This is a genomic window from Streptomyces lunalinharesii (assembly GCF_039532155.1).
Lineage (GTDB): Bacteria > Actinomycetota > Actinomycetes > Streptomycetales > Streptomycetaceae > Streptomyces > Streptomyces lunalinharesii.
The window spans coordinates 1-2,613 of the sequence record NZ_BAAARK010000097.1; the positions used below are offsets into that span (position 1 = coordinate 1).

Below are 2,613 nucleotides of genomic sequence, written 5' to 3' on the forward strand. Positions count from 1 at the left end.
CCTCAGGCAACACCAACGGAGCAGCCAACGTCAGCTCCTCCACCCGATCACAACCCACCCCATCCCCCGCACACAACACCATCTCCAACAACGCAGCCCCAGCCACAACCACCCGACCCAACACCACATGATCCGCCAACCACGGCAGAGACTGCACAGACAACCGACCAGTGAACAACACCCCCTCACCAACCGCCAATTCCACCAAAGCACCCAACAACGCATGCTCCGTCACACCAAGCCCCACAGCACGAACATCACCAACACCACCAGCCCGACCCACCGGCCAGAACCACTCACGCTGGAACGCATACGTCGGCAGATCGGTCCGCTGCGGATCCGTGCCGGCGAAGAAGTCCTGCCAGTCGTTGGTGAGGCCACGCGCGTGCAGGCGGGCCCGGGCCGTCACGGCTGCGGGCTCCTCGCCACGGTCCTTGCGGAGGAGGGGGATCGTGCTGATGGCATCGTCGTCGAGGGTCTGCCCTGCCATGGCGGAGAGGACGCCGTCCGGGCCGAGTTCGAGGAAGGTGGTGGCACCACGGTCGGCGAGGGTGCGGATGCCGTCGGCGAAGCGGACCGCCTCGCGGACGTGCCGCACCCAGTAGTCGGCGGAGCCCAGTTCTTCAGGTGCGGCCAGTTCACCCGTCAGGTTCGACACCACGGGGAGGGTGGGCGCCGCGTAGGACAGTCCTTCCGCGACGGTGCGGAAGTCGTCCAACATCGGTTCCATCAACGGCGAGTGGAATGCGTGCGAAACCCGCAGCCGGGTCGTCTTGCGACCGTCCGCCGCGAGCCGCTCCGCCGCCGCGAGGGCCGCGCTTTCGCTGCCGGAGAGGACGATGGCAGTGGGCCCGTTGATGGCGGCGATCGCCAGGTCGTGGGAGAGGAGCGGGAGGACCTCGTCCTCCGTCGCCTGGATGGCGATCATCGCGCCGCCTGGCGGAAGCGCCTGCATCAGTCGGGCGCGCGCCGCGACCAGGCGGCAGGCATCCGCGAGTGACAGCACACCCGCGACGTGCGCCGCGGCGATCTCACCGATGGAGTGGCCGGCGACGAAGTCCGGTCGTACGTCCCAACTCTCCACGAGTCGGAAGAGGGCTACTTCCACGGCGAACAGTGCGGGCTGCGCCCAACCTGTCTCGTTCAACCGGTCAGCATCATCGCCCCACATCACCTCCCGCAACCCGATCTCCGACGACAGCTCGGCATCCAGACCGTCGACGACCTCGTCCAACGCCTGCGCGAACACCGGGAGCCGGCCGTACAACTCACGCCCCATACCGAGACGTTGGGACCCCTGACCCGAGAACAGTACGGCCGAACCACCGGCGGACACCGAGTCGGAGACGACGGTCGGGTCCGGTACGCCGCATGCCAGCGCGTCCAGGGCGTCCAGGGCGTCAACGGGATCCGTCGCGTCGCCGACAAGTACGACCGCACGGTGGTCGAACGTGGAACGGGTCGTCGCCAGCGAGTGGGCGACGTCGATCGGGCGCGTTCCGGGGCGCTCCGCCAGGAAGGCCCGCAGGCGGGCTGCCTGACCGCGCAGGGCTTCCGGCGACTTGCCGGACAGCACCCACGGCACCACGGGGACCCGCACCTGGGCCTTCGCCGGTGCTGCGTGCTGCTGACCCGTCGGCTGTTCGAGGATGACGTGGGCGTTGGTGCCGCTGATGCCGAACGAGGAGACGCCGGCGCGCCGGGCCCGGCCCGCCTCCGGCCACGCCGTCTCGTCCGTCAGCAGCTCGACCGCGCCCGCACTCCAGTCGACGTGCGAGGACGGGGCGTCGACGTGCAGGGTCCGCGGCAGCGTGCCGTGCCGCATCGCCAGCACCATCTTGATGACGCCCGCCACGCCGGCCGCGGCCTGCGTGTGCCCGATGTTGGACTTGATCGAACCGAGCCACAACGGCTGGTCGGCGTCACGGTCACGGCCGTACGTCGCGAGGAGCGCCTGCGCCTCGATCGGGTCGCCGAGGGTGGTGCCGGTGCCGTGTGCCTCGACCACATCCACGTCGAGGGGAGACAGGCCGCCGCTGGCGAGTGCCTGGCGGATGACACGCTGCTGGGACGGACCGTTCGGGGCGGTCAGACCGTTCGACGCACCGTCCTGGTTGACCGCCGAACCCCGCACCACCGCCAGGATCTCGTGACCGTTGCGGACCGCATCCGACTGACGCTCCAGCACCAGCATGCCCACGCCCTCGGACCAGCCGACGCCGTCCGCTGCCTCGGCGAATGCCTTGGAACGGCCGTCGGGGGCGAGGCCGCGTTGGCGCGAGAACTCCACGAACGTGCCTGGGGTGGACATCACCGTCACACCACCGGCCAGTGCGAGGGTGCACTCGCCGGCTCGGAGGGCTTGCGCCGCGAGGTGCAGGGCGACCAGGGAGGAAGAACAGGCGGTGTCGACCGTGACGGCCGGGCCTTCGAGACCGAGGGTGTAGGAGACGCGGCCGGAGGCGACGCTGCCGGCGCTGCCCTGGCCCTGGAACCCCTCGAACTCCTTGCCGCCCAGGATGCTCCCGTAGTCCCCGTACATCACACCGGCGAACACACCCGTCGCACTACCCCGCAAACTCAACGGGTCAATACCCGCCCGCTCAACCGCCT

Annotated in this window: 1 protein-coding gene; it reads right to left on the minus strand. The window is 69.6% G+C overall.

Annotated elements, in window-relative coordinates; genetic code table 11:
• A partial coding sequence (locus tag ABD385_RS41040; RefSeq protein ID WP_344585356.1) for a type I polyketide synthase occupies nucleotides 1–2,613 on the minus strand: 2,613 nt, incomplete at both ends.